General features: G+C 33.7%; 23 protein-coding genes. 12 read left to right on the top strand and 11 right to left on the bottom strand.

The features are described from left to right. The first annotated feature begins 67 nt into the window (after window positions 1-67). The 5 genes from JS605_RS01450 (at window position 68) to JS605_RS01430 (ending at window position 2,811) form a co-directional block, all read left to right on the top strand. Window positions 68-901 (top strand): pseudouridine synthase, encoded by an 834-nt coding sequence (locus JS605_RS01450; protein WP_203255921.1) that lies wholly within the window; start codon window positions 68-70, stop codon window positions 899-901. Between the two features lie 181 nt (window positions 902-1,082). Beyond that, window positions 1,083-1,430 carry a hypothetical protein gene (locus JS605_RS01445; RefSeq protein WP_203255920.1) on the top strand — a complete coding sequence of 116 codons (348 nt, stop codon included), beginning with the start codon at window positions 1,083-1,085 and terminating at the stop codon, window positions 1,428-1,430. A 301-nt stretch (window positions 1,431-1,731) separates the two neighbouring features. Continuing rightward, a complete protein-coding gene (locus JS605_RS01440) occupies window positions 1,732-2,058 on the top strand; it encodes a hypothetical protein (protein WP_203255919.1) in 327 nt (108 codons plus the stop codon). A 20-nt stretch (window positions 2,059-2,078) separates the two neighbouring features. After that, the gene (locus JS605_RS01435; protein WP_203255918.1) at window positions 2,079-2,300 is read left to right on the top strand and encodes a hypothetical protein; all 222 of its coding nucleotides are present in this window, start codon (window positions 2,079-2,081) and stop codon (window positions 2,298-2,300) included. Window positions 2,301-2,436: 136 nt separating this feature from the next. Then, window positions 2,437-2,811: a hypothetical protein gene (locus JS605_RS01430; RefSeq protein ID WP_203255917.1), complete on the top strand. Its 375-nt coding sequence runs from the start codon at window positions 2,437-2,439 to the stop codon at window positions 2,809-2,811. Window positions 2,812-2,834: 23 nt separating this feature from the next. Here JS605_RS01430 and JS605_RS01425 read toward each other — a convergent pair whose 3' ends face one another. Then, window positions 2,835-4,313, bottom strand: a complete 1,479-nt coding sequence (locus tag JS605_RS01425; RefSeq protein ID WP_203255916.1) for a mannosyltransferase — start codon at window positions 4,311-4,313, stop codon at window positions 2,835-2,837. 187 nt (window positions 4,314-4,500) lie between these two features. On the opposite strand from JS605_RS01425, the gene JS605_RS01420 reads away from it, so the two are divergent. Next, on the top strand, window positions 4,501-4,965 hold the full coding sequence (locus tag JS605_RS01420) for a hypothetical protein (RefSeq protein WP_203255915.1): 465 nt from the start codon (window positions 4,501-4,503) through the stop codon (window positions 4,963-4,965). Between the two features lie 133 nt (window positions 4,966-5,098). Here the strand turns inward: JS605_RS01420 and JS605_RS01415 are convergent, their stop codons facing one another. From JS605_RS01415 to JS605_RS01395, 5 genes are all read right to left on the bottom strand, one after another. Beyond that, window positions 5,099-6,589 carry a cellulose synthase family protein gene (locus JS605_RS01415; RefSeq protein ID WP_203255914.1) on the bottom strand — a complete coding sequence of 497 codons (1,491 nt, stop codon included), beginning with the start codon at window positions 6,587-6,589 and terminating at the stop codon, window positions 5,099-5,101. Beyond that, the gene (locus JS605_RS01410) at window positions 6,589-7,278 is read right to left on the bottom strand and encodes a glycosyltransferase family 2 protein (RefSeq protein ID WP_203255913.1); all 690 of its coding nucleotides are present in this window, start codon (window positions 7,276-7,278) and stop codon (window positions 6,589-6,591) included. The genes JS605_RS01415 and JS605_RS01410 overlap by 1 nt, the downstream gene beginning before the upstream one ends. 172 nt (window positions 7,279-7,450) lie before the next feature. Continuing rightward, the gene (locus tag JS605_RS01405; RefSeq protein WP_203255912.1) at window positions 7,451-8,353 is read right to left on the bottom strand and encodes a toxin-antitoxin system YwqK family antitoxin; all 903 of its coding nucleotides are present in this window, start codon (window positions 8,351-8,353) and stop codon (window positions 7,451-7,453) included. Next, complete coding sequence (locus JS605_RS01400) at window positions 8,354-9,946, bottom strand: 4Fe-4S binding protein (protein ID WP_203255911.1); 1,593 nt, start codon at window positions 9,944-9,946, stop codon at window positions 8,354-8,356. Window position 9,947: 1 nt separating this feature from the next. After that, entirely contained in the window at window positions 9,948-11,246 is a 1,299-nt protein-coding gene (locus JS605_RS01395; RefSeq protein ID WP_203255910.1) for an NAD(P)/FAD-dependent oxidoreductase, read from the bottom strand. 202 nt (window positions 11,247-11,448) lie between these two features. Between JS605_RS01395 and JS605_RS01390 the strand changes: the two genes are divergently transcribed. The 6 genes from JS605_RS01390 to JS605_RS01365 all read left to right on the top strand — a co-directional run bounded on the left by JS605_RS01390 (window position 11,449) and on the right by JS605_RS01365 (window position 17,098). Then, complete coding sequence (locus JS605_RS01390) at window positions 11,449-12,162, top strand: DUF547 domain-containing protein (RefSeq protein ID WP_203255909.1); 714 nt, start codon at window positions 11,449-11,451, stop codon at window positions 12,160-12,162. A 73-nt stretch (window positions 12,163-12,235) separates the two neighbouring features. Further along, entirely contained in the window at window positions 12,236-13,150 is a 915-nt protein-coding gene (locus JS605_RS01385; RefSeq protein WP_203255908.1) for a transporter family protein, read from the top strand. A 109-nt stretch (window positions 13,151-13,259) separates the two neighbouring features. Next, the gene (locus tag JS605_RS01380; protein ID WP_203255907.1) at window positions 13,260-14,255 is read left to right on the top strand and encodes a glycoside hydrolase family 113; all 996 of its coding nucleotides are present in this window, start codon (window positions 13,260-13,262) and stop codon (window positions 14,253-14,255) included. 1 nt (window position 14,256) lies between these two features. Continuing rightward, the gene (locus JS605_RS01375; protein ID WP_203255906.1) at window positions 14,257-15,000 is read left to right on the top strand and encodes a hypothetical protein; all 744 of its coding nucleotides are present in this window, start codon (window positions 14,257-14,259) and stop codon (window positions 14,998-15,000) included. A gap of 47 nt (window positions 15,001-15,047) precedes the next feature. Next, window positions 15,048-16,256 carry a POTRA domain-containing protein gene (locus tag JS605_RS01370; protein ID WP_317194099.1) on the top strand — a complete coding sequence of 403 codons (1,209 nt, stop codon included), beginning with the start codon at window positions 15,048-15,050 and terminating at the stop codon, window positions 16,254-16,256. A 110-nt stretch (window positions 16,257-16,366) separates the two neighbouring features. Further along, the gene (locus JS605_RS01365) at window positions 16,367-17,098 is read left to right on the top strand and encodes a metallophosphoesterase family protein (protein ID WP_203255905.1); all 732 of its coding nucleotides are present in this window, start codon (window positions 16,367-16,369) and stop codon (window positions 17,096-17,098) included. On the opposite strand, the gene JS605_RS01360 is transcribed toward JS605_RS01365, so the two are convergent. The 5 genes from JS605_RS01360 to JS605_RS01340 form a co-directional block, all read right to left on the bottom strand. Continuing rightward, window positions 17,095-17,817: a TIGR04283 family arsenosugar biosynthesis glycosyltransferase gene (locus tag JS605_RS01360; protein WP_203255904.1), complete on the bottom strand. Its 723-nt coding sequence runs from the start codon at window positions 17,815-17,817 to the stop codon at window positions 17,095-17,097. The two genes, JS605_RS01365 and JS605_RS01360, sit on opposite strands and share 4 nt — an antisense overlap. Beyond that, window positions 17,810-18,682, bottom strand: coding sequence for a DUF547 domain-containing protein (locus JS605_RS01355; RefSeq protein ID WP_203255903.1), 873 nt, complete (start codon window positions 18,680-18,682; stop codon window positions 17,810-17,812). The genes JS605_RS01360 and JS605_RS01355 overlap by 8 nt, the downstream gene beginning before the upstream one ends. Window positions 18,683-18,700: 18 nt before the next feature. Next, window positions 18,701-19,672, bottom strand: coding sequence for an arsenosugar biosynthesis arsenite methyltransferase ArsM (gene arsM, locus JS605_RS01350; RefSeq protein ID WP_203255902.1), 972 nt, complete (start codon window positions 19,670-19,672; stop codon window positions 18,701-18,703). A gap of 89 nt (window positions 19,673-19,761) precedes the next feature. Then, window positions 19,762-20,574, bottom strand: coding sequence for a purine-nucleoside phosphorylase (locus tag JS605_RS01345; protein WP_203255901.1), 813 nt, complete (start codon window positions 20,572-20,574; stop codon window positions 19,762-19,764). 49 nt (window positions 20,575-20,623) lie between these two features. After that, complete coding sequence (locus tag JS605_RS01340; RefSeq protein ID WP_203255900.1) at window positions 20,624-21,253, bottom strand: TIGR04282 family arsenosugar biosynthesis glycosyltransferase; 630 nt, start codon at window positions 21,251-21,253, stop codon at window positions 20,624-20,626. Window positions 21,254-21,266: the final 13 nt, after the last annotated feature.

Here is a 21,266-nt window from a genome sequence, read left to right as displayed (position 1 = left end):
ATAAATCGTCAATCCAAAACCTTTAATCGTAAATTATTAGGTATATCTTTGCGAAAAATTATTTATAATGAATAGGCAACAAGGCGATAGAAGTAAGGGGAAATCTAATAGAAAAGGTAGTGGGAAAAAGAGTTTTTCTACACACGCCAAAGGGAATACGTCTTCAAAAAAACAGCTCAAAAATCAAAATAATTCTAACGAAATAAGACTGAATAAATATGTTGCCAATGCAGGTGTTTGTTCGCGTCGCGAAGCAGATGTGCATATAGCAACAGGGTTGGTTTCTGTAAATGGTAAGGTAATTACCGAAATGGGCTTTAAAGTTAAACCTAGCGATGAGGTGCGTTATGATGGCTCTCGTATAAGTCCAGAGCAAAAAGCCTATGTGCTATTAAATAAACCCAAAGGTTTTGCTACTACAACTAGTGAAGGTAAAGGTAGAACCGTAATGGATTTGGTGGCTAACGCTACTAATGCTAAAATTAAGCCCATTGGTCGTCTAGGAAGAAACTCAAAAGGATTATTATTATTTACTAACGACGATACTATTCACAAAAAATTCACGAATTCTAAAAATGGTGTAGCACGTTTATTTCACATAGAATTAGATAAAAATCTGAAGTTAGAGGATTTAAAAAGAATACAACATGGATTTAAGTCTGATGGTAAGTTAATTGAAGTTGAGGAAATAAGTTATATAGACGGAGCTAGTAAAAAAGAAATAGGCTTAAAAATTAAAAATACAGGAAACACCATAATAAGAACTATTTTTGAGCATTTTAACTACGATATTCTAAATTTAGATTGTGTAGCTATAGGGCACCTCACCAAAAAAGATATTCCCCGTGGACACTGGAAGCATTTAACAGAACAAGAGTTAAATACCTTGAGGATGCTTTAAGATATTTTATGGATTAGTGTTAAATTTTTGATAAAGGAAGGTACTCTTAAATCTAAAGTTTGTCTTCATGCGTATTTATGATAATTGTATGTTGTTTTTGACGTCGAATGACTTACAATTATGAACTTAACCTAGCAGGAAATTCCTGCGATTTTTTATTTAATCTATAAATTTTATCAAAATGAAAGCAAAATTTTTGTTTATGTTATGTAGTTTCTTGATGATGTTTGTCACATTATCAAGTTTTACAACCGAAGTGCCCTCTAATGAATTGTCTTGTGTAACTCAGGAATCAGAAGAAATAAATGCCATATATAAAGGCAGTAGTAGTGATGGTTTTAATTTTGAAGTTGAAGAGGAAGGTGAAACTATTACCGTGGTTTTTCAGCAAATAGAAGAACCGGTGTTGAGTGTTTATGATTTACACTCTGAAACTTTTATCGATGTTAATTTTAAGGTAACATTCACTACAGGTATTGATGACAATGGTGACGCTGTTAAAACCATTACCAATTTAGAAAAATTGTAGACAGCACTTATTCTTAAGTATTAAGCGTAAAGCCATCTTTTTTAGGTGGCTTTTTTTAGTTTACTTATATGGATCTTAAAGAAGTTTTAAAAGCATATAAGTCTATTACCAATTTCTATTTAATAGTATTAATTTTTTGTTGACATAACGCAAAATTAACCTTAGGCATATAGTTTTATATTTAAAAAAATATTTAAATTAGAAAAAAGATTACTGTATAATAGCCTAGCTTTTGCTACATTTTATTTTTTCCGTATCTTTTTGCTAAGAAACTTTTGACCAAATCAAAATTTAACCAACCATGAAACAAAAAAATGATAACTTAAAGCGGGTTATTGTTGATTTTAAAAAATTAACCCCAGAGATTCTCTCACTGTTAGTTGAAAAGTATCCTGATGGATACGATGATGACCATATCATATCCTTTAGAAATCAGCATAATGAAATTATTGAAGCCGTTGAGGTTACTACCGTAGATACTAAATATCTGGTAAAAGTAAGTTCTAAATTAGCTGTAACCATGGAGAATTATGATGAGGACGATTATGAAGATTTTGATAATGATGATCCAGAAGCAGTACAACCGCCAAAAATGGAACAAGACCCCGAGGATGACAACAATGACTAAACTATTTTTATATTTAATCTATGAGAACAGCTGTTTTTAAGTCTTATAAAAACGGTTACTTTACCTTTTGGTTTGAGAATGGTGAAGAATTGGCCTTTGAGGAAGTACACCCGCGTGTTTTAAAGCAATTTGATTTAAAGAACGATAAAGATCTAATTGATAAGGATTTTAAAATCACATTTGTTGAAGATGGAGATGATGAAGATCCTATTTATAGAGTGGAAAGTTTAAAGCCTCTTTAGAGAGGTTTTTATCCTGCACAATTTAGATGGTAGCTTACCAAATTGGCTTGTGTTTTTAATTTTAAAAACAGCTAAGCAAGAATTGTCGTGGCAATTAATGTTTTATGATACTTAACGAAAATTAGAAAACATAAAAATGAAAACAAAAAATGTGTTGATTGTAACAAGTGTAATGTTCATGGTTGTAGTGCTCTCTAGTTTTAAGTCTATAAGAACTTTTGCTCATGAGTTTGGGGTATATCAAGAAGGTTTTATTGTGTATGCCACTTTTGATGGACATGAAGATTATGGTTATAATTTTTTAACCAAAGGAAAAGATGGGGAAGAGTACACCATAACGTTTCATGATATTGAAGAACCGGTTTTAAGCGTATTTGATTTGAATTCTGATACATTAATAGGTACAAAGTTTAAGGTAACTTTTAATAAACACATAAAAAAATACAAAGATGAAAATGGTATGGACGATGAGGACGAAATAAATACTATTACCAAGTTAGAAAAATTGTAATTGTAAATTTTTATCGATAAAAATCAAGCTTCCAAGGATTTGGGAGCTTTTTTTATAAAAATCTCATAGAGAAAAACACCATACACAATTAAGTATTCAATAGTTATTATCCATAGGTTTTCAGATTTGTCAGCTTTGTTAAGGTTTATATAAGCAAGATAGCTTAGTATTATTACAAAGCTCCATATTAATGGGAATTTATATTTTGTAAATACCGAAAGTATTAACAGTGTGGCAATATACCACGGATGTACCGTTGTACTGGTAAAGTAGTAGAAAGAGAGTACAAATAACATTGCTGTGATAAGTTCTACAATGGTTTTGTTTTTTCTAAAGAATGTAATAATCAATGTAACAACTATTACTACTATTGGAATAACTTTCCCGATAATAGCAATTTCATTATACCCTCTAAAGGAGTATCCTATAGCTCTAGCGATATAATAGATGCTGGCATTAAATTCAAAGTTTTGAAACCAAAGTGCTACGGTTTGCGAATAGTTACTTATAAACTGTGATGAGTAAAATGGAAGAAATAATAAAATGGTTGTTATTAAAACGATGCCGTAAAACCCAATTAACCTTGTCGTTCCTACGAAGGCAGGCATCCATTTTGAAGCTTTTTTATGTAATGTGTTATTCTGGTTGATATTAGGAGTATCCACTTGAGGAGACTTTAGAGGTGCTTCTGTAGAAGTTTTCGATTTATTATTAACAAACCACTGAAAAAATAGAGGTAGAAATATCAAAGGTATTAATTTTACTGATATGGAAAGCCCTAAAACCACAGCGCTCCATATCCATTTACCGCTATAGAGTAGATATAAACTCCAAATCAAAAAGAAAATCATTACGCCTTCAAAATGTAAATTTCCAGTTAGCTCGATAATGATAAATGGGTTTAAAATATACCAAAAGATATTATGGAGGGGGATATTGAGTTTTTCCAACAGTTTTTTACCAAAGTACAAAGTGCCAAAGTCTGCAGCTATAATTAGTAACCTCATTACAATTGCCGAACCTAAAATACTTTTTCCAGCAAATATCCCAGCGATTACAAAACACAATTGATTTACAGGTGGGTAATTAGTATAATGGCCTGCGTTTAGAGCACCCATGCCTTCTCTAAGGTCTTGTGCCTGAGTCACAGGCAATGTGCCTTGACTAATAAAGGACTCTACGGTATGTAGATACGGATTAAACCCTTCCAATATCATACGTCCGTCCCAAATAAAACGGTAAAAATCTTGGGATAAGTTGGGAATAGCCAGAATAAATATTGCTCTAAAACAAAATGCTAAATAGCTTAAAAATTCTATATCAGTTTTAAAAGCTTGAACGAGTTTATAAAACATAAAGAACAAGACAGCGTAAAGAGACACAAGTTTTATATAATCTGTCCTAACTAAGTTGTAAGCGAAAAACCAATATAGTACAACACTTATAAGGGTAATTATTAAGGGAATTTTACGGAGTTTAAAAAAGGTTGAATTTAAAAGCATGGAGTAAAAATATAATATTAATTGTTAGTCGACTTGGAATTGGTATTGCTTACTTGAAAATTGGAGTCTTTTAATCTCTATGAGTTTTAAATATTTATATAAGGTTTAATAAAAACTAAAGTTAGATTTGAGTTTTTACCTCTACAGATGTTTTATTTTCGTATTTTTAAACAAAATACTCTTCATTATGAAAACATGTTTTATTTATGGTTTAGCATTTCTTTTAAGTATAAGTGCCTTTAGTCAGAATTTTGAAGCACTTTCTAAATATGAGTTTAATGAGGTTGAAAGCTATAAAACAGAACAAGATAAGGTATTGGAATGTGCAAATTATTTGTTTAATAATCCTAGTAATAAAGATGAGTTAAACAGATTAACTGCTATACAATATATAATGAAATGGATGGAGGGTACGCCAGCTTACACTTTTGAAATTGGAGATAAAGCTATGGAGCTAACAAAAGGTAATTCTGATTTGCTGGGTCTTTATCTTGCTGGAATGACTAAAGTGGTTTTAGAAAATAAAGGAGAAGCATTGGATAGTTCTCAGATTCATGACAAAACAGAATCTTTACTTGTGAGCTATTGTGCCAATTCGGATAATAAAATGAAGCCTTCAAAAAAGATTAAGAAACTTATAAAAAATAAGTAGCAATTCTGTTATGTACTGCTTTGTATGTGCTAGTTATTAAAACGATACATTTAGTTTCGGAAATATTTAATCTAAACCTGTGTGAAATTATTAGTTGCGATATAAGGGTGAGTCAACTAACAATTTTGATAAGTTAAACTTTAGAAGCTAAAGATTTAAAAAACACGTAACCAAAACCTGCAAATAGCATCAGGTGAAAAGGAAAGAGCCCAAAATCGCCTCCTTGATCGCCAACAATAAATGCGCTGTACATTCCAAAACCAAAATATACCATAAGTATACCTTCTAATATAACGTTGGCAGAAATACTTTTTTTTATGTATTTGTTGTTTTTCCAATTGTCCTTAAATTTGCTTAAGTTGAATTTTGGTGTTCTAACAAACTCACTCTTTTTACCTAAATGCCCTTCTAGAACAGCAATAGAATTATGTAGTGAGAACCCCATGGCAATGGAGAAAAACACAAAAAACATACCTATGTAACCCACAAAGTTTTTTATGCCACCACCATAAATTCTGCGGTACATCATCCAATAGCATATAAAGAAAATTAATGTGCTTATCACGAAGAAACTCATGACAAAAAAATAGACCTTTAAATGTGCATACTCATTTTTAATATATAGCATTGGTATGCTCAATATAGCTACAACGAGAATGCTTAAAAACATGGTGCTATTTAGCAAATGTAACAAACCATGTACTTTGGTTTTTGCAGAAATGTTTCCATTTTTTAAAACACGCCATAGCATTTTTCTGAAATTCTCAGCACCACCTTTGTTCCATCTAAATTGTTGGGAGCGTGCTGCACTTATAACTATTGGTAACTCCGCAGGTGTTTCAACATCTTCTAGATATTTAAACTTCCAATTTTTTAATTGTGCGCGATAGCTTAAGTCTAAATCTTCGGTTAAAGTATCTCCCTCCCAATTTCCAGCGTCTATAATACATTCTTTTCTCCAAACACCAGCTGTACCATTAAAGTTGATAAAGTGGCCCTTGCTATTCCTCCCAACTTGTTCTAATGTAAAATGCGCATCTAAGGCAAACGCTTGTACTTTAGTAAGTAAAGAATAGTTTCTGTTAATATGCCCCCAGCGCGTTTGTACAACTCCAATATCTTTATTTTTAAAATAAGGTACAGTACGTTTTAACCAATCTTTTTTGGGTAAAAAGTCAGAATCAAAAATAGCAATGAATTCTCCTTTTGCAGTTTTTAACCCTTCTTTTAAAGCACCTGCTTTAAACCCAGTTCTAATTTCCCTAGTAATGTGTTGAATATCTAAACCTGTTTGTTGTAATCTTTTAATATGCTCACGGGTGGTTTCAACAGTTTCATCAGTAGAATCGTCTAATACCTGAATTTCTAATTTGTCTTTTGGGTAGTCTATTTGAGCAATATTGTCCAACAAGCGTTCCATAACATACATTTCATTATATACAGGAAGCTGTATGGTAACATAAGGAACCTCATTTGGGTCGTTTAAATCAAATGTCTCAGAAACACTATCTCTTTTTTGTGCTGAAATATAGTTGAAGAGTAGATTGAGTTGAGCTAGTGCATACATTAATATAAGCAATAGCGCGATGGTATAAATTACAATAATAACGGTTTCTAAAATCATTATTTGATACTGTATTTAAAAATCCAACCCAGTATTTTTATGCCTGCAAATATAGCACCTTTTACCGTACCTGAAACTTTTGATACCCCAATTCTGTTTCTATAGTTTACTGGTATTTCTGTGTAACTTAGATTTTGTTTAATTGCTTTTAGCTGCATTTCTACCGTCCAACCATAGGTTTTGTCTTCCATATTTAGTGACAATAACTTATCATATTTTATGGCTCTAAAAGGGCCTAAGTCTGAGAATTTTGCTCCAAAAAAGAGTTTCATTAAAGTGGTAGCTAACCAATTTCCAAAAATTTGAGGAAACGTCATAGACCCCTCTTCCCTAAGTCGTTTTACCCTTGCGCCAATTACAAAATCTATATCATTCTCGATAATCGGTGCTACTATTTTAGTTAATTCTTCAGGGTAATCACTATAATCGCCGTCTAAAAAAACTATGATATCTGGTGTGCTGGTTTTTTTGGAAATATAATCCATGCCCTTTAAGCAGGCATAGCCATAACCCTTTCTACTTTCTGTTAAAACCGTAGCTCCTGCTTTTTTAGCATTTGTTTCTGTTGCATCGGTAGAATTATTACTAACTACTATAACTTCATCAACAATTGAAGGGATATCCTTTATAACGTTTGCTATAGAGTCTGCTTCGTTATACGCAGGAATTATAACGTTTATTTTGGTCATTGTTTGGTGTTAGGTTGTAAAAATACAATAAGCTCTGTCGTTCATCAAATTCTTTGCTAACAAGATTTATTAAAGAATTTTAATAAAAAAACAGAGCACCAAAAACACTCCTTGGTTATAAGTGATTATACAAAAAAAATGAGATTAAAAGCAAAATAAGCCATAAGGTTTCTTACCTTAAATCACTTAATTTATTCTCCTTTTTAAAAGATTCTAAATCAGTCCATTCTTTAATTTTCTTACCTAAATGATATTTTCTAGCAGCTATTAATTCCTCATTGGTATACATCAAACAGTAGCCGTTTTTAATACCATCTTCTAGTTGGCATTTGTGGTTTATTTTGTTCATGTCATCATAAAACAGCCACCATTTGTTTTGTTTGCCATTTACCAGGTGTCCCTCTTTTTCCTTGTTTCCGTTATTTTTAAAGAACACCCAGTAACCGTTTGTTTTGCCATTGTAATAGGCACCTTTTTTCTTGAGGTTGCCAGTGTCAAAATAAAAATGCCAAAACCCAGTTTCCAATCCGTTATTAAAATTTCCATCCTTTTTTACCTTGGAATTAGAATGGTAAAACCTCCAATATCCTACTTTTTTATTATGAAGATAGCGACCCTCTTCTGCCTTTTTACCATTTTTATGATAGTGTATCCAATACTGTTCTTTGTAGTTGTTTAAAAAGTGGCCTTCCGATTCGAGTTTGCCAGAACTGGCATACGTTTTCCAGTAGTTTGTTTTAAGTCCCAATTTGTAGGAGCCTTCAACTTTTAAAAAGGTATTGTTGTGATAAAGTTGCCAGGATCCAGATTTTTTATTGTTTATAAATCTGCCTTTGCTTTTTAAGTTTCCATTTTCAAAATAAAAATGCCAAAAGTTTGTTTTTAAACCGCGTTTAAAAGAGCCCTTACTCTTTAGTTTGCCTGAAGGATAAAAAGAGAACCAAAAACCGGTTTTCTCATTGTTTTCTAGCCAGCCTTTCTCTTGGATGGTTCCATTTTCATAGTAAGTATGCTGATACACTTTTTGTGCACTGGCAATGGTAACGAATAAAAAGAAGATGACGAATAAGCGCATTTATTTTTGATTTACTAAATCCATTAAATCTACATCATTACCCAAAAGCACTTGGTTGGAATCTATTCTACCCTCTAACGGGCCATTTTCTAGTTTTAACACACCTCTTGGGCAAACTGCGGAACAAATACCACAACCTACACAACTAGCTCTAACTATATTTTCTCCTTTTTGCGCATAAGAACGTACATCTATGCCCATTTCGCAATACGTAGAGCAATTACCGCAAGAAATACATTGCCCGCCATTAGTAGTTATCCTAAACTTAGAGAACAAACGTTGTTGTAAGCCTAAAATACCTGCCATTGGGCACCCCATACGACACCAAACACGGTTACCCAGAATAGGATAAAAGCCTGTGCCTATAACTCCAGAGAATATAGAGCCGATTAAAAACCCGTAGAAGCTCCTTAAATCGCCTGCTTCAAAAATGAATATTTTATTATTTTGTGTGCCAGAGAAGTAATGTATGCCAATAAGGGCAATCACAATTACCAAGTACCCTATAGCTCCATATCGTGCATCCTTTTTTAGCTCTTCTTTTTTAAAGTACCAGATCACGGCGAATAATAGCCCCAAAAACACAGCAACACCAATTAAAAATATGTCTTTTGTTAACCAGTATTTTTCAGAATCGTAACCAAGATAAGTACTGATTACCGCTGTAGTCATCACAACCGAAAATACAAGCACAGAGTGAATTACCCAACGTTCTACTTTCCAAGCAAACATACTCTTGTCACTTAATTGTCTAAAGGAATCACCTGCGGTTTCGGCTAAACCACCACATCCGCATACCCAAGAACAGTACCAACGTTTACCGTACTTGTATGTTAAAAACGGAGAGATAACAAACACAGTGAGTATTCCAAAAATTAAAAATGCCAAACCTATATTACCTGCGTTTATAAACTGATCTACCCTCCAACCATCAAAAGCATAATAGTTTAGAGGCCACATGTTTTTCAAATCGTTATAGGGCAGAGAAAAATCATCACTATTTAACCTTGCCATTAACTCTGGAATAATAAAAGCGAAAGCGGTTTGAAAAAACATAACACTAACGGTTCTTAACTGTTCGTAACGGTTGTGTTTATATTTCCAGATAAATTTGATGCCAAATGCCAGTATAGCAACAGTATAAAGTGTACCGTACACAAACCATTGGCTAGCCGGATTACCGCTTAAAAACTTACTTAAGGGATCAAAAAGTGCTATTAATCCTGTGTTGCCGTCAGGGTTTGCCCCTAAAAGCCCTTCAAAAAAATATAGTATTACATAAAAACCTGTTAATGCGATGCCTGCTACCCATGCCCAAAAACCTCTGCTGGAAATGCTTTTAAACCAAACACCATGGTTTTTAATACCTTTTAGTTTATCGTTATACAAACCTTTTGAAAACAAAAGAATACCACCAGCCAGAGTAACTAAGGCGATGGTAAGCCAAAGGGCTTTGTCTTCAATATCACCAAAAAGTGAATAGGTTAATATTCCTAAGCCACCTAAACCTATAATGGTGCCTAGTTTTTGCAGAGGATTTAAATAGTCTGAAGCATCTCCCGTAAGAGACATGTTACGTTGTATAGTTGCCATGTTATGCTGTAATAAGATTGTTTTTAAATGCGTTTAAAATGTCCGTTTCGTAATGCTTGAAAAACTCAGGATCAAAATTAGCCTTTGCTAAATTTTGCATTACATAATCTACATCACGTCCCTCGGTAAGCCATTGGTCAAAAATTTCATGACGCATGCGTATACCAAAGGTGTTAATACCTAAAAATTTGTTTGTATTGGTGTCATAACATACGGTAATACACTTGGTGTCGTCTTTGTGTTTCCAGTGAAAATGTGTCTCGTTTTCTCTGGGTTTGGAGAATACCCACCCGTAGGTTTGATATTCAATATCAAAAAATTTGGCTGAATTAAACCAATGCCCAGGTTTGTATTGAATACGGTTACCGCAAATCGTCTGTGCTACAGTTTCTCCCATCATTCTACCAGTATACCAAACTGCTTCTATGGGTCTACGTTGGCCAATACCTTCATGTTGTTCAGCGCAATCACCTATGGCATAAACATCAGGAATGTTGGTTTCTAAGTACCTATTTACCTTAACACCTCTGCCTGTTTCTATGTCAGATTCTTTAAGGAAATCAATGTTAGGAGATACTCCTGCGGTCAATCCAACAACATCACAAGCTATTTCTTCACCAGTTTCAGCGATAGTAATGGATTTAGCCTTGCCGTTTTCATCGGCTTTAATTTCTTTAAGGTTTACTCCTAAACGTAAATCTATGTGATGATTTTTTATATGTCTGTTTATCATTGCGCTTTCGCCTTCTGGTAAAACACCATTCCAAAAGCTACTCTCACGCACTAAAAATGTAACAGGAATACCTCTAGAGCTTAACATTTCTGCTAGTTCTATACCAATTAAGCCACCACCAACAATAACCCCTCTTTTACATACTTTGTTGTTTGGGGCATATTTTTCCAGATTTTCTAAATCTTGTTTATGGTACATCCCCATAACGCCATCTAAATCTTGTCCTGGCCATCCAAATTTGTTGGGTTTACTACCAGTAGCAATAATCAATTTATCATAGTGAAGGCTGTCTCCATCAGCAAAATGAAGTGTTTTGGAAGCAGTTGCTATTTGGGTTACATAACCTTTTTTTAGATCTATTTTATTTTTCTTCCAAAACCAATTTTCGTAAGGTTGTGTATGCTCAAATTTCATATGTCCCATGTAAACGTACATTAATGCAGTTCGGGAGAAGAAATAGTCAGTTTCAGCAGAAACTATAGTAATTTTTTTATCGGAAAGTTTTCTAATATGTCTAGCTGCAGTAACGCCAGAAATTCCATTTCCTATAATAACGATGTGTTCCATAATTTTGGTTGTTATGTGTTATTAGGTCGCACATAAAGATAAGAACTTAACACAGCGTTCTAATTTAGAAAGGCTTTAAATTGGTTATTGTTTGTAAGGAATTGCAAAACGATAAGACGCCAAAAAACTTTAATTTTTTTTGAAAGTTTCTTGAAATAAGATAGACTTAGGTTTCAGAAAATTGTAATTAAAAGTAATTAACATGAAAAAATATATCTTAATATTAGCCATAGCATCAGTGAGTTTTTCCGTTACAGCTCAAGACCTTAATACTTTTTTTGATAAAGCAAATGCGTTTTTTAAAACCAACGTATCAAATGGAAAAGTGGCCTATGATGCTATTTATAGTAATCCAGCTCAATTAAACGAGGTTTTAAAAATTGCCGAAGGTATTTCGGTAACAAAAGACGATGCAAAAAATTACCAAGCATTTTGGATTAATGCTTATAACTTATCAGTAATAAAGGGATTAATTGATAAGTATCCCACAAAATCTCCGCTAGACCATGCTGGATTTTTTGATAAGACGAAGCATAGTTTAGGGGGTAAGAGTATTACCTTAAACGATATTGAGCATAAACTTTTAAGAGGCCAATTTAACGATCCCCGTTTTCACTTTGTATTAGTATGCGGTGCAGTAGGATGTCCTCCTTTAATAAGTAAAGCTTACCTGCCAGATACTTTAGATTCACAATTAGAAACACAAACCAAAAAAGCCATTAATGGTAGTTTTATTAAGGTAAATACTAAAAAAAATCGTGTGCAAGTATCTCAAATAATGGAATGGTATAAAGGTGATTTTACCATGGAAGGTACTGATGAGATCGATTTTATAAATAAATATAGAACAGAAAAACTGGAAGGGAAATGGAAATTAAGTTATTTTCCATATAACTGGACAATAAATAAACAATAATAAATAAAAACCAAAATACATCATTCTATCAAAATAGCAGAGAATGATATCGAATAAACCAAAAATCAAAATCATGAAAAGAATAATAGCAATAATAGTATTTGTACTTGTAACCTTTAATGGATTTGCACAAGAGGACGAAGATCAAGGGAGTGTTATACAAAATTTAACACCTTCAAAATTAATAGGAAAAGGGCAGGTAGATATAAAGTGGTTCAATAATATTTTTACCAGCAAGCGCCAAATAGATGCTAATGGCGATGCACAAGATATAGACAGAATTAATTTCTTCACATCAACATTAGAAGGTTTCTTTGGGGTTGGCGATAATAAACGTGTAGCATTGGGTGCAATTTTAGAATTTAGATCTAATACTATAGGTGGACGCGGTGTTTTTGATGTTTTTAGTTTTGATGGAGAAAGGGGTACAGCAAGAAGCGGCCTTACAAACATAGCACCAAGTGTTAAATGGGTACCTTTTAAAAATGTTGGTAATTTTTCTGTACAAAGTTCACTGTTTATACCCACTTTTGGTAGTGAGTCTGAAGAAGGTGTTTTTCTAGATCAAGATGGTTTTACTTGGCAAAATAGATTTTTCTATGATACATCTATAGGTGGAAATAAAAGCTGGCAGCTGTTTTTTGATTTAAATACAGAATATAATTTTGGAAAAAAAGCAGTAACTGCTGCTAACGGAGATACCATTGAAGGTAGTTTTGCAAATAACAGTATACGATTTATTCCAGGGGCTTTTGTGAGCTATTTCCCTAACTCTAAATTTACTGTACAGGCCTTATTGCAACATTTCCACTTGGTTGCATTAACCGATGGTAATTTTGAGGGGGATCAAACCGCAGCAGGTTTTGGTGTGAAGTACCAAATAAGTAAAACGCTTAATATAGAAGGGTTGTATACAAATTTCTTCAGAGGATCGGAGTTTACCAATACAGGTCAAACGTTTAATATAGGGTTGCGCTTTGTTAAATAATTTCAAAGTAACAAAAGCGGTAAACTAAACATTTAACATTGGTTTAAGAGCGCTATATTAAAATAGCATAAGGATTAATAGTAAATTAGGGGTTTAAAAGCTAAATTTAATGAAGCATTTTAAACTCCTTTTTTTTATATACTTTTTTTATTCCTGTAGTGCACAGCCTCAAAAAATTAATGGTGTAAGTTTTGTTGCTGCCAACACCAAAGTTTCAGAAAAGCATGTAACTCCCGTTAGTAATATAAATGCGAACTATGCAGCTGTTATGCCTTTTGGGTTTATTAAAGACTTAAAACATCCAGAGATTGTATATGATACGCAAAGACAATGGTTTGGAGAGACTGTAGATGGGGCAAAACAATACATTCAAGAACTTAGAAAAAAGCATATAGAAATAATGCTTAAACCTCAAATTTGGGTATGGCATGGCGAGTTTACAGGTTATATTGAAATGGATAGTGATGCAGATTGGAAACAACTGGAGGATGCCTATTCTAAATTTATTTTAGAGTATGCTATGTTAGGGGAAGCACTAAATGTCGACATATTTTGTATTGGAACCGAACTGGATCGTTTTATTGTGAATAGACCCTTATACTGGAACGATTTAATAAAAAAAATAAAAGCCATTTACAAAGGTAAACTTACATATGCTGCCAATTGGGATGAATTTAAGCGTACGCCTTTTTGGGATGCTTTAGATTTTATTGGTGTAGATGCTTATTTCCCTGTTAGTGATAGCAAAACACCAACCATGGACGAATGTTTAAAAGGCTGGCAAAACCATAAAGTAGTGCTGCAAAATATATCTAAGAAGTACAATAAACCCATTCTATTCACAGAGTTTGGATATAGAAGTGTAGATTTCTCCGGAAAAGAACCTTGGAAGAGTGATGGGGACATGGGAGCTGTGAATTTAGAAGCTCAGACCAACACAACACAAGCCCTATTGGAAACGTTTTGGAAAGAGGATTGGTTTGCCGGTGGATTTTTATGGAAATGGTTTATAAACCATGAAAATCGAGGTGGAAAAAACGATTCCAGGTTTACCCCACAAAATAAACCCGCAGAAAAAGTAATTGCCACATACTATAAGAATTGATATGAGAAAAATAGTGCCCCTAATAGTAATATGCTGTTTTGTTTTAGTGAGTTGTGTTACAGACGATGCGCCAGACATAGTTGGAGATAACGAGATTGTATTGGCAGATTTTATAAGCAATAAGGCGTTTATAGAAGATGAGGTTATTGCCTGTGCGGCGAGCGATAATGTTATTCCAGAGACTGTTAACGTCTATTTTTATCCTGAGGAAGGTGCTACAGATTTCAAACTCTATGAGTCATTTGCTGATGACGGACAAGATTTTTCAAGTTACCAAATAGCTCCAGTAAATTCTCAACCTTTATTTGGAGGAGCTTTGCGTTTTTTTCAAGCGCATTCCAACTGTAAATGGTTTGTAGTTGTTTTTAAAAAAGAGAATCAAATAGAAATCTCAACACCAATTCGTTCAAAGGTTACCGAGCGACCAACAGTTTGGAGCGAAAATACCATTACAATTAATCAAGAAGCATCCTTAATGCCTAAATTTTATTGGGATGTCAACTCCGTGGCAGAAAATGCTATATTCTTTCAAGTAATGGCTACCAAAGACTTAAGTTTTATTTCTGGGACATATACTACTGAAAATAATTTTCAATATTATAAATTAAATAATGTAGTTTTGAATATTACCCAAGGGGTGCCACCTCCACTTGTAAAAGATGAAACATACGTACTAACCATTATGGATGTTAGTCTAGATAATTGGGTAAATGAAGTGATTATGGCACCATTTATAGCAGAATGATGAAGAAAACCCTGTTGCTTTTTGCCTTGTTAAGTCTTTCGATCCACTTGAAATCGCAAAATGCTATAGTTTCTGATGTTAAAGTCCAAGGGAATGAAAGGTTAAAGTCTTCGTTTGTTAAGAAAATAGCCTCTGTAAAGCCAGGGGATAAGCTAGATTCTTTAAAGCTGAATGAAGATATTAAGCTGTTAAAACGTTTGCCATCAATATCTCATGCCTACTATCAGGTGTTCCATTCGCACGATAATGCATATAACGTATTTTATAATATTGAGGAGAATTTCACATTAATTCCATCAGTCAACTTTTATACTACTGATGAGGATGAATTCGCCTATAGGCTTGGGCTGTATGAGTTTAATGCTTTAGGTAGAAATATAATTTTAGGAGGTTTTTACCAAAAGGATATTTACGATTCTTATGCCCTAAACCTTCGTGCACCATTTTTGTTTTCTCGCAACTTAGGTTTAGCAGCAACCTATCAAGATCTAACAACTCTAGAGCCAGTATTTTTTAACGATGAGACCGCACAATACCGTTACAACAATAGAAGCTACGAATTATTAGGACTATTTAGGTTTAATTTTCACAATAGAGTAGAGGTTGGTTTTAATTATTTTACAGAAGACTATGCTTTTAGAGGTGAGAATATCAATAATAGACCAGAGTTAAATGTAAAAAAGTGGTTAGCTAAATTTATTTATGAGTATAATAACCTTAACTATTTTTATCAATATGTGTCAGGATTTAGGAGTCTCTTTAATTTTAAGTACGTAACTTCCACGGACGATACCTTACCAGATTTCCACATTGCATGGAATGATTTTTTCTATTACACCAGAATTGGGGAGCGTGGCAATTGGGCAAACAGGTTACGTTTAGGGTTATCTTCTAACGACGATACTCCATTTGCACCTTTTTCTGTAGATAATAATATAAATATTAGAGGTGTTGGTAATACCATAGATCGTGGTACGGGAGTTATAGTATTAAATACAGAATACAGACATGTCTTGTATGAAAAAAACTGGTTTTGTATTCAAGGAAATGCCTTTATAGATGCTGGTACATGGCGTAATCCCGGAGGGGATTTGGGAGATTTTGGGGAGAGTCAAAACTTAAGGGTATATCCTGGTTTGGGTGTGCGCTTTATTCATAAAAAAATATTCAATGCCATTTTTAGAATAGATTATGGTCATGGCATAACAGCAGATTCTACCAGAGGTTTTGTGTTTGGTATAGGGCAGTATTTTTAGTGTGGCTAACTAACCTCATACATTGTGTAGATGTGTTGTTAATCAAAACTTAACTTTATTCATTTTACTTTTTATTAAAAACCTATAGTTTTGCCAAAAACTACTGGAATATGAGAACTTTTGCTATTGGGGACATTCACGGAGGCTTAAAAGCACTTATCGAGCTATTGAATACGCTAGAGTTAAAAGAAGGAGATAACCTAATTTTTATGGGGGATTACGTGGATGGATGGAGTGAATCTGCGCAAGTTATCCAGTTTTTAATAGAACTATCAGATACCTTTAAATGTGTTTTTATTAAAGGTAATCATGATGTTTGGGCAGAAGAATGGTTACGAAGCGGAGAGGTTAATCCAACATGGTACATGCATGGAGGTAAAGAAACTATGGAAAGTTACGAATTGGTTAATGAGGAAGAAAAGCGTAGGCATTTAGAATTTTTTGAAAGTTTAATCATGTATCATATTGATAATGAAAACAGATTGTTTTTACATGCGGGTTTTACATCTATGCATGGCGTAGAAAAAGAGGTGTTCCAAACCACATTGTATTTTGATAGAACACTATGGGAAATGGCATTGACTATGGATAAACGCATTGAAAAAAACTCTGAATTATACCCAAAACGATTAACGCATTATCATGAAATTTATATTGGACACACACCAACAATAAATTTTGGAAAATATGAGCCTATGAATGCTGTAAATGTCTGGAATATTGATACGGGGGCTGCTTTTTTTGGAAAATTATCAGCTATAGATATTGATACAAAGGAGGTTTTTCAAAGTAGTGTGGTTAAGGATTTATATCCAAATGAAAAGGGGAGGAATAAGCATTAAGTTTTTGCCAAATATTGTGTGTAATATGATTTAAGTTCATTAGGAGAAGCGCCTAGGCGACTTTTTAAATGAATACGCCAAAAATGAAATTGGGTTCTCCAAACCCCATGTTTTTCATAGCATCTTGCTGATGTTGTTAGCCATTTTGGAATTACAACGTACTGATGTCTTGCATAAAGTTTTTTAATTAAATCATTATCCTCATAAATTGTGTACCGCTCGTCGTAACCTCCTATTTCGTTAAAGAGTTGTTGTGTAATGAATTGACTTTGGTCACCACCACGACTTGCTTTAATGGGTAAGGCAGTTAACCAACCAGCTAATTTTAACCACCAATGATTACTGTCAAACCGCATTCTAAAACACCCTGCTTTGTTGCCTTTTGTTACTTCAGCAATAATATATTTGTCAAAGTTTTTAGGGGGAAACGAGTCTGCGTGTAAAAAATAGAGAATATTGCTTTTAGCTGCTTTAGCACCTCTATTCATTTGCTTAGCACGACCTTTTTCAGAAGTTACCAGTTTAATATTGGTTTGAAGTTTTTTAAACAGTGGCAAAGTATCGATAACTACCTTTTCTGTATTATCTATACTTCCACCATCAACTATTATGATGTCTTCTATATGAGTATCCGAGGCATTTTGTACAAGGTGATGGAGCAATGTTTTAATATGCGCTCCCTCGTTTAATACTGGTATTATAATCGAGATTTTATTCATTTAAATCCCAGCTGTAATCCTTAAATTGCTTTTTTGCATTTTTTGAAATCTCTATATGGGTGTATGCGTTTAAAAAATCAATAAGATCACCATTTTGCTTAAAATCCTTAGCAAACCACTGAAATATTTTAGAAAGTTCTAAACTGTTTTTAGAAATGGCGTTTCGTTCTGGATCGTTTAAAAATTCCTTGGTAGCACTGGTTAACTGTTGCTCTAATTTTGAAGCTGTAAAAGCTTCATTTTGTAATTTTGGACAGGAATAAGAAGCACAAACGATAGCAAAATGAATACGGGGTTCATCCATTTTTCGTAAAATTTGATGTTCTATCTCATCTAAATTATACCATTTTTCTCCAAGCTGCCAATAGCGTTGTTTCCATGGGTTTTTTATGTCTTTAATGCTTTTTATGGGGTAATGACGTAAAATCAAATCAATAGTCATAGCATTGTAAGCGTTAATCCAATAGGCTAACTTTTCGTTTTTAGACCAATTATTATCTGGTAGATTTTTACCTAGCTGGTCTAAGTATTTTCTAAGAGCTTTCCAATCAGACTTTAGGCCTTTATAATTCACATTACCGTTGTTCGAGACATATTTTTTAAGCAAAGTATGAAACGTTTCATGGTTAAAAACTATTTTAAGAGGTGTTTCTCTAATAATAGGTTTTTCTATGATTTCAATATCTTTTTTGTCTTGAGGAACCACCAACGAGTCGGTCATTTTAATAACCTTTTTTGTGGTTGTAATAGTATCCATAACTTTTTTTTCTTGTTCAGATGTAGGGCTATCGTTAATGACCTTTTTAGCACCCTTACAAGAAGAAAACACTAGTAGTATTAGTGTAAAGAGATAAAACGATTTCATAGCAATTTGGGTTTTAGATTAACAACAGCCACCACCATCATAGTGATAGGTAGATTCACTAATGAAAATATCATGCCTATTTAAACTTGCCAATGCAGCTGCTGTTTTATCACAAATGGCTAGAGGCTGGTTTTTTAGTAAAACATGTCCTTTTTTGTCATCAAAGTAATCGTTGTCTCCGTAATAAATTGCCGCTTTTCCTGTAAAGATACATGGTCCATCTTCGGGCATTGGATCTTTAATCGCTGCTACTTCTATAGATTCTATATAAATCAACTCATCTGTTGGGTAATGTTTAGGGTCTAAAATACGGTAGGGTTTACGTGCTCTTATTTCTATGGTTCCAAAACCAGCATCTGTTAATGCTTTTACATAATCGGCAATGGGCAAACTACCGCTGAGGCATAAAGCTCTCAAACGTTCGTCGTTACGTAAAGTGTCATTCATAGGTTGTTCACAAGTAGGGTCGCTCATTACCAAACGCCCGTGAGGTTTTAGCACACGATACATTTCATCAATAGCTTTCTTTAAATCATCCGCTTTAAAAATATTGAATAGGCAATTTTGTGCTGCCACATCTATACTGTTGTCCTCTACAGGGAGGTTTAAGGCATCTCCTTTTTTAAGCTCTACAAACTCACTTTTAAACCAATCGTTTTGCGCTTCTGCTTCTTTAAAGTTTTTTCTCGATGCTTCAAGCATTTCATCTACTACATCTACACCTACTACACCTCCTTTTTGGCGGTTAAAATAGGAGAATTGCAACAGTTCCATACCACCGCCAACACCTACATAAAGCATTTTAGGATTGTTGGTTAAATCTCTGGCATGTACAGTAGAACCACAACCGTAGTTCATCTCCTGCATAATCTTTGGGATTTTTAATCCAGGTAGTTCCCAAATAGGATTTGTGGTACAGCATAAACCCACATCTGGTGTTAAGGCTGCTTCTTTATATACATCGTGGGTAGTGTCTAAATATGTGCTCATTTCTTCAATGTTCAGTTTACAGTAAGAAGTACGCAGTTAAAGTAGCAGCTGTGATTTTGCTACATACTGATGACTTGTGTACTGCTTAATTATAGTGTTTTAATTAATTCTTTAAATAGAGTGACCATATCTGGTTCAGCTTTTGCCGCCATAGCTATAATTTCCTCAATATTTACGGGTTCTAGATTATCTGGGTCGCATTCATCTGTTAAAACTGACACCGCAGCTACTTTTAAATTTAAATGATTGGCAACAATAATTTCAGGAACGGTACTCATGCCTACCGCATCTGCTCCAATTATTTTAAGCATTCTGTATTCTGCCCTAGTTTCTAATTGTGGGCCTACTACACTTGCATAAACGCCTTTGTGGAGTGTTATGTTGTTACTTTTGGCGATGTTTTTAAAGTTTGCGTTTATGGTTTTGTCATAAGGTGCGCTCATGTCTGTGAAGCGTTCTCCTAAAAGCTCTACGCCTTTAAAAGCTAAAGGTGAGCTGCCTTGAAGGTTAATATGATCCTCAATCAACATTAATTCCCCTTTTTTAAAGTTGAGATTAATAGCGCCTGCAGCGTTAGATACCAATAAGGTATGTATGCCTAATTTTTCCATGATGCGAACAGGATAAGTCACATCCTGTAAGGTGTAACCCTCGTATAAATGGAAGCGCCCCTGCATAACAATTACTGTTTTGCCAGCAAGTTTTCCAAAAACTAATTTTCCCTTGTGAAACTCTACCGTTGCCGTTGGAAAGTTGGGAATATGATTATAGCTTACCTCTTTTATAATCTCTACTTCATCGATTAGCTGTCCCAAACCAGTGCCAAGTATGATACCAATTTCAGGATTTTCAAAACCTTTGTCTTTTAGGAAGTCGACGGTTTCTGTTATAAATTTTAGCATGTTTAAATTTTAAAATAAAATTACAAACTAGTGTAACTCTGTGTTATGGTTAGTTGTTTAACTGTTTTATTTTGTCTTGTAATTCAAGATTGTTTTTATAGAATTTTGAAGTAACTAAATCTTCAAAAGTATCAATATCATTTAAAGTTTCTAATATACTATAATTGATGTTTTTAGATTGTAATTCTTTGATGGTGTTTTCAAATAAATCAGGTTTGCTCCATGGTTTATTGTTAAAAATACAATCGTGTAGTTTTGAGAGTCCAACAAGGTAATACCCGCCGTCTACAGCAGGACCAAAAACAGTATCAGTATCATTTAATGCATCTAATCCTTTTTCAATATGTAATGCATTAATATCTGGAAGATCTGATCCTATTAACACAATGCGATTATAACCATCTTCGAAACCTTTGGTAAACGCATTTTTCATTCTAATACCCAGGTCTTCTCCTTCTTGTACAAACTTTTTAAAGCCTTCCCATTTACTGTCAATAACCACATCTGAAAAATAAATACGTTTATCTACGGCTATATGTGAGGTTGCTTTTTCGGTAATACCAACTAGTTCTTTATAAACTTCAAAAGCTGCATGGTTCCCGATAGTTTTGGCAAGTCTGGTTTTTACGGTGCCAAGTTTTATGTTTTTTACAAAAACTATTATGAGTGCTTTAGACATATTTTTCTATGGA

It is taken from the genome of Hyunsoonleella ulvae (assembly GCF_016827605.1).
Classification (GTDB): domain Bacteria; phylum Bacteroidota; class Bacteroidia; order Flavobacteriales; family Flavobacteriaceae; genus Jejuia; species Jejuia ulvae.
This window is presented reverse-complemented; position numbering and strand designations above follow the sequence as displayed.

Coding starts and splice junctions, on each gene's coding strand:
- JS605_RS01450 (WP_203255921.1), top strand. CDS start 68: ATGAATAGGCAACAAGGCGATAGAAGTAAGGGGAAATCTAATAGAAAA.
- JS605_RS01445 (WP_203255920.1), top strand. CDS start 1,083: ATGAAAGCAAAATTTTTGTTTATGTTATGTAGTTTCTTGATGATGTTT.
- JS605_RS01440 (WP_203255919.1), top strand. CDS start 1,732: ATGAAACAAAAAAATGATAACTTAAAGCGGGTTATTGTTGATTTTAAA.
- JS605_RS01435 (WP_203255918.1), top strand. CDS start 2,079: ATGAGAACAGCTGTTTTTAAGTCTTATAAAAACGGTTACTTTACCTTT.
- JS605_RS01430 (WP_203255917.1), top strand. CDS start 2,437: ATGAAAACAAAAAATGTGTTGATTGTAACAAGTGTAATGTTCATGGTT.
- JS605_RS01425 (WP_203255916.1), bottom strand. CDS start 4,313: ATGCTTTTAAATTCAACCTTTTTTAAACTCCGTAAAATTCCCTTAATA.
- JS605_RS01420 (WP_203255915.1), top strand. CDS start 4,501: ATGAAAACATGTTTTATTTATGGTTTAGCATTTCTTTTAAGTATAAGT.
- JS605_RS01415 (WP_203255914.1), bottom strand. CDS start 6,589: ATGATTTTAGAAACCGTTATTATTGTAATTTATACCATCGCGCTATTG.
- JS605_RS01410 (WP_203255913.1), bottom strand. CDS start 7,278: ATGACCAAAATAAACGTTATAATTCCTGCGTATAACGAAGCAGACTCT.
- JS605_RS01405 (WP_203255912.1), bottom strand. CDS start 8,353: ATGCGCTTATTCGTCATCTTCTTTTTATTCGTTACCATTGCCAGTGCA.
- JS605_RS01400 (WP_203255911.1), bottom strand. CDS start 9,946: ATGGCAACTATACAACGTAACATGTCTCTTACGGGAGATGCTTCAGAC.
- JS605_RS01395 (WP_203255910.1), bottom strand. CDS start 11,246: ATGGAACACATCGTTATTATAGGAAATGGAATTTCTGGCGTTACTGCA.
- JS605_RS01390 (WP_203255909.1), top strand. CDS start 11,449: ATGAAAAAATATATCTTAATATTAGCCATAGCATCAGTGAGTTTTTCC.
- JS605_RS01385 (WP_203255908.1), top strand. CDS start 12,236: ATGAAAAGAATAATAGCAATAATAGTATTTGTACTTGTAACCTTTAAT.
- JS605_RS01380 (WP_203255907.1), top strand. CDS start 13,260: ATGAAGCATTTTAAACTCCTTTTTTTTATATACTTTTTTTATTCCTGT.
- JS605_RS01375 (WP_203255906.1), top strand. CDS start 14,257: ATGAGAAAAATAGTGCCCCTAATAGTAATATGCTGTTTTGTTTTAGTG.
- JS605_RS01365 (WP_203255905.1), top strand. CDS start 16,367: ATGAGAACTTTTGCTATTGGGGACATTCACGGAGGCTTAAAAGCACTT.
- JS605_RS01360 (WP_203255904.1), bottom strand. CDS start 17,817: ATGAATAAAATCTCGATTATAATACCAGTATTAAACGAGGGAGCGCAT.
- JS605_RS01355 (WP_203255903.1), bottom strand. CDS start 18,682: ATGAAATCGTTTTATCTCTTTACACTAATACTACTAGTGTTTTCTTCT.
- arsM (WP_203255902.1), bottom strand. CDS start 19,672: ATGAGCACATATTTAGACACTACCCACGATGTATATAAAGAAGCAGCC.
- JS605_RS01345 (WP_203255901.1), bottom strand. CDS start 20,574: ATGCTAAAATTTATAACAGAAACCGTCGACTTCCTAAAAGACAAAGGT.
- JS605_RS01340 (WP_203255900.1), bottom strand. CDS start 21,253: ATGTCTAAAGCACTCATAATAGTTTTTGTAAAAAACATAAAACTTGGC.